The organism is Companilactobacillus futsaii JCM 17355 (assembly GCF_001435505.1).
GTDB classification, from domain to species: Bacteria; Bacillota; Bacilli; order Lactobacillales; family Lactobacillaceae; genus Companilactobacillus; species Companilactobacillus futsaii.
The window spans coordinates 1-5734 of the sequence record NZ_AZDO01000006.1 but is presented as its reverse complement, the minus strand read 5'-3'; the positions used below and the strand labels follow the sequence as shown (position 1 = coordinate 5734).

General features: G+C 30.9%; 5 protein-coding genes. All 5 read right to left on the bottom strand.

Annotated features, from left to right (window positions below):
• Positions 1–93: 93 nt before the first annotated feature.
• Genes FC88_RS00670 through FC88_RS00650 form a run of 5 tightly spaced genes read right to left on the bottom strand, consistent with a single transcriptional unit; the run spans position 94 to position 5622 of the window.
• Entirely contained in the window at positions 94–1347 is a 1254-nt protein-coding gene (locus FC88_RS00670; RefSeq protein WP_057811892.1) for an O-antigen ligase family protein, read from the bottom strand.
• A complete protein-coding gene (locus FC88_RS00665; RefSeq protein ID WP_057811891.1) occupies positions 1334–2449 on the bottom strand; it encodes a glycosyltransferase WbsX family protein in 1116 nt (371 codons plus the stop codon). The genes FC88_RS00670 and FC88_RS00665 overlap by 14 nt, the downstream gene beginning before the upstream one ends.
• Positions 2450–2461: 12 nt before the next feature.
• On the bottom strand, positions 2462–3751 hold the full coding sequence (locus FC88_RS00660) for a glycosyltransferase (protein ID WP_057811890.1): 1290 nt from the start codon (positions 3749–3751) through the stop codon (positions 2462–2464).
• Positions 3752–4930: a beta 1-4 rhamnosyltransferase Cps2T gene (cps2T, locus tag FC88_RS00655; protein ID WP_057811889.1), complete on the bottom strand. Its 1179-nt coding sequence runs from the start codon at positions 4928–4930 to the stop codon at positions 3752–3754.
• Positions 4931–4953: 23 nt separating this feature from the next.
• Complete coding sequence (locus tag FC88_RS00650) at positions 4954–5622, bottom strand: sugar transferase (protein WP_057811888.1); 669 nt, start codon at positions 5620–5622, stop codon at positions 4954–4956.
• Between the last annotated feature and the right edge of the window lie 112 nt (positions 5623–5734).

Here is a 5734-nt window from a genome sequence, read left to right as displayed (position 1 = left end):
AACAGACTGCCATTGAAAGATTCCGGGCTTGTTCGGATTAAACTTGTAATTTGCCAGGTTCAAGACATTAAGTGATTTTTGAACTTTCAAGTTTCAGTTATTATCTAATGCTCGATTACCCCAGTATCCAATTAAATAAATTAAAGCAAGATTAATCGAATCTTTAAACAACCCATTTAAAAAAATAGTTTGAATAGCCATAAACAACATACATCCAGAAAAATATAATGCCGATAAATTGTTTCTACTATTCTTTCTTAATCCAAATAAAATTCCCCAAAAATAAAATAATCCATATAATAATACTCCGATAAATCCCGATTTTATAATTAATGTGTAATATCCATTATGCAAAACAGGAATATATCCATTAGATGTAGGATCAACTAGAATGGAAAGATACCCCACATTGATCAGCTTGCCAAAGCCACCACCAAATATCTGATTAAAAGTACCACTAGTTAACCATTGTTGCTTAGCTGAATAAACCTCAAACCCTCTCCAATTTTTCTGTATATTAGCAACTGATGTAAAAGAATCAGAACTAGATATCTCAGTCAATGTATTTGAAAATTTTTCAAATACGGAATCAACTAATGTAAACTGTCTAAAATATGATAATAACCAAATAACAGATAATATTATCAATAAGATAATAACTAATCTTTTTAATAAACGTTTTTTATTTTTATATAAAAATAAATATAATATGAGAATAAGAATAATGGATGCTCTTGAAAATGTAATGACAATCTCCCCAATAAAAAGAACTGTCGCTGGTATTATGACAAGCTTTGATAGTCGATGTTTTGCATCCACAATGCCACTAATTATAATAACAAGTGCTAATGGCACAAATAAACTACCTGTTCCAACAGAACTCCGCCAGGTTTCCACATTATTAATACTCCGAATACTACTAAGTTCATTACCTTGTATTAAGTTGATCCAAAAACCAAATACTACATATAAAGCCCCAAGAATAAATGTATTTAAAATTTGATAATCTCGATAATGTAACTTATTAAGGAAAAACCCTACTAAAATAGCTATCAAACCATTCGCCATATAAAACATATCTCTGATTACATTCTGAAAGATACTAGAACCTAACAGTGCTTGAATTAAAGTTATACCCAACGTGTATACAAACAATACTATCAATAATGAAAATCCCGGAATAATATTGAGATATAGCTTCTTTTTCCGATACGCAACAATTATGCATAAAGCTATATTAAGTAAAAATGTAATTTCAGGGCTTACTGTATATTGAATACATAACAAAACAAAGAACCAGCTAATGATTTTTTTATCTTGATTATCTAATTCATTAATCTTCTGCATCAATAACTTCCTTTATAGCATGTAAATATTCATACTTATATTTTGAATCGGGTTCAATATATCCACCTTCTGCCCACTCATTCCATGCAAATAAAATTATATAATCTGTTGCGTACTCTCTATCAGATTTTTTAACTAATTCTGAAAAATATTTTTTAAACTTTTGCGGATTACCACCTTTAGTTAACGATCCACGCACTCCTCGTCTAGGTGTGTTATCCCAATCAACAAAGGCTCCTGGGATTAAATTTTTAGTTACTGGTTTTCGGTTTAAAATATGTTGCCAAATTTCATCATAATCAAAAATCGTTGGCTTCCTCTTCGGCATCTTCACATATACATGTAATTTGGTTTGTAAAAAATTAGATACTTTTGCTCTAAATCTTTCAAAACTAGCAGCTGTTTTTGTCTGAATTTCATTCATAGATAAATTAGGTTCAAATTCAATACCATAATCAAATAAAGCCTTTTTCGGATTATCTTCCAGATGAAACAAATAATGTTGATATACAAACTTAATTCCCTTAAACCCATTATCTTTTGCTAATTGATTCCAACAATCTAACATTTCACTTAAGGGCCCTATTATACTAGGATAATAGATCACAAAAACTGGTTGATTATCTTCTTTTATATATCTATCATCTTTAAAGAAGGGAAGAAGATAGTTAAAATGATTAATCCAATCTTCTTTATCATCAAAATTCTGTTCAATTATAATTTTATTTTCTCCAGATACCCAAGCATTTGTCCAGTGTTCATTAGCCCAGCAGAAACAAAATGGGAAGTCAATATTCTCATTATCAAGATATTGTTCCATAGGCTTTTCCAAAAGTAACTTCCCATGAAACCAATAATGATAAACACAAAAACCATAGATATTATTTTCTTTAGCAATTTTTGTTTGCCATTCCATAACCTTAGGATCGAGTAAATTATAATAATTATTATTTAAAGGTACTCTAGGTTGATTATGCCCAGCGAATAATGGTTTTGCACCCTTAACGTTTTTCCATTCTGTAAAGCCCTTACCCCACCACTTATCATTCTCTGGAATAACATGGAACTGAGGTAAATAAAGTGCTAGTACTTTTTTTTTCATAAGTTTACTCCTCTAAGTGTTAATTATTTCTAAATACAGATTTTTTATTTTCTTTACATGTTTTTTAAAAATAGGTGGAAGTATAAATTTGTAGTGATTTATATCAACAATCATATTGGGAATTTCTCGTACAGATTTAAAAATAAAATTTTTGGGGATAAAATCCTTTGCTCCTACATTACTGCTAACAATTACGATACAACCATGACTAAGACCCTCTATAACTGTAAAGTTAAAAGTTTCTTTCCACTGGCTCGGAACAATAAGGACATCAATACCACTATATACATTATCAATATTCTCAGGCTTAAACCTTCCGTGATTAATGATATTTATCGGTTTTTCAATCCTTTTATCATCACCATATATATGAAATTGTACATTTTTTTTCATTGGTAACTTAGTTAAGTTTAAAAACTCAAAGTACCCCTTATATTTTTCAAATGGACCTATATAAGCTATGTTAATTGGATCTTTTAATTGTTTTTTTGATATATTCTTATTAATGCTTGAATTTGAAATACTAATACACTGATAATTAACATCCATACTGATAAACCTAGTGTAGATAGTTTGAGCAAGTCTACTATTGAAATGAAAAAAATCTACTAAATCAAAAATAGCAAGATAATACTTCCTAAGTTCATCAAATTTTTTCTTATTAACATCACTTTTAAAGTTAGCTGCTCGTTCTGTTTTTGAATTCTTTTTCATTTTAAACAAAAAATTATTTACAGATCTTACAAACGGATAAATACTTAATTGAAACAGCCGTAATTTAAAGGTAGACATAGCTGTTTGACTAATCTTACACCATTGTTCAATGGTGTTATTATCATCATAATTATGCCCTTGATAATAAAAATTAGGTTCTGGTGCTAAGCCAAAATAATCATGACTGGTAAAAATTATTCTTATCCCTAATGATTTTGCACACATAAAAAATTCTTTATGTATCCCCATTAAAGTATGAACATGAATAATATCTGGCTTAATTTTTTGAAGTAAAGAATGGTAGATACTAATATCCACTGATTGCATAAAATCTTCGGGTGTTTTTATTCCACCAAAAAGTGGCAAAGGTAAGGAGTTAACCAGTGAGTATGGATGAAAATGTGCTTTGACATGCTTGGTATCATTTTTAATATATGCCGTTTTCTTAAGCAAATTAATATGGCCAGGATATAAATAATAAACCTCATCGCCTTGCCGAATTTGTTCGTTCATCAAATCCATTGTGTAACGAATTAATCCGCCACTACGCTCTGGTGGGAAACCTAAAGAATAATGCAGAATTTTCAACTAATTTACCTCCAAAAATTCTTTCTCATACTCACCAACAATAAACGACCAACTATAAGCATCTGCAATCCGCTGTGTTGACGCTTGATCAAGCTGTTCGATCTCATCTGCCGATAAAGCGTCAGCCTGTTCAATCAATTTAGCCAAAGCACCAGACTGCTTACTCCAGTAAAGCGCGCTATTCTCACCAACTTCTTTATTGAATCCAACGTCCAATAGTAAATTGATTTTGGTACTACCTAATGCCTCAAGTAAGGATGGATTAGTTCCTCCTACCTCATGTCCATGAATATAGGCAAACGCATTTTCTCGAATATATTTTAGTAATTCTTTATCATAAACCGTCCCTACAAATTTTATCCTCTTATCTTCAGAGAAATGTGTCTCTTCCAGCAATTTTTCGTAAAAACTGTTCTTTTCCACATTAGTAATAATAACCAAATCTTTTTCTGTACCAGACATCATAAATTCCTTAATCATGGTCTCATAATTATTTTCAGGAACAAATCGACCAACTATTAAGTAATATTCATTCTTCCTTACATAATGAGTTTCGTACCATTTCCTTACTTTATAATCACTTTCGGATATATCCGCCTTTACCAAGTCTGATCCATAAGAAATATATGTAGTTCTTGGGTTGTACATTTGATAATCCCTATTTATATAATCCTCAATACTCTGACTATCACATATTAACAAATCAGAATATTTAACCATCAATTTTTCTGAATATTTCCAGTATTTACGTACTGGAAGACTCCATTTAGCACGCAACCACTCATGTCCATCCGGATTTATGAATAGCAAACCATTATAAGGCTTCAATTTTCTTTTTAAATGATTAATGAATGGACCAATTCTACATGCCAATACATAGACTATTGGTTTATTAATATGTCTTTTCTTTATCTCGGCTATAGCTTGGTCAAAAGATTTAATATCGTACAAAATTGCACGCGCAGGGCCAACATTAGGAACGTCTACATTAAAACAAGTCGCACCATTATACTCAAAATAATCCGACTTATTATCTGACAAGTCTCTTCTACAGGCAACATTATAGTGTAAATCCTCATCCTGATTTCTAGCTGTCAATTGATCTACAAACGACTCAAAGCCACCATATTTTGCAGGTATTCCTTTAGCACCTATTATAAATATTTCCCTCTTATTCAAAAAATTGCTCCCTTTAACAAAAATCAATAAGCACCATTTGGTTTTATAAAAACCAATACAGTTTTAAAAAGAACGTATAAATCAAAAATAGCATTCCTTTTATTAATATATCTTAAATCTAATTCAACCATTTCTGAAAATCCAACATCATTGCGTCCACTGATCTGCCATAGCCCGGTACACCCAGGCTTAACGGTCAATCTTTGTTTATCATATTCAGAATATTCCATTACCTCTCGAGGCAATGGTGGTCTGGGTCCCACGAGACTCATATTCCCTAACAAAACATTCACTAATTGTGGAAGTTCATCTACACTATATTTTCTAATGAATTGACCTACCTTAGTAACTCTTGGATCTTTCTTCATTTTAAACATAGCACCATCAACTTCATTTTCATCTAATAAATCTTTTAAATGTTTATCGGCATCCACAACCATTGAACGAAACTTATACATCTTGAATGCTTCTTGCTTTTTACCTAAACGGATTTGCGAATAAAATACAGGGCCCTTTGGATCCTCAATCTTTATTGCAATAGCAATAATCAAAAATAATGGTGACAAAATAATTAATCCCAACAAGCTTGCCACGAAATCAAATATTCTTTTTGACAAACGATAAATATACCTTTTATTCTGATAATCAATATTAATGGCGACGTTATCGCTTTTACCATCAAAATATTCCATATTAAAATCCTCCCCAAAAAAACACTGTTTTGGTAGATTGTAAAATTAATCCGAACGCTGATCTTTTGTCTAGTATAACCTATTCCGAACGAATTAAAATCGAAACCTTTTG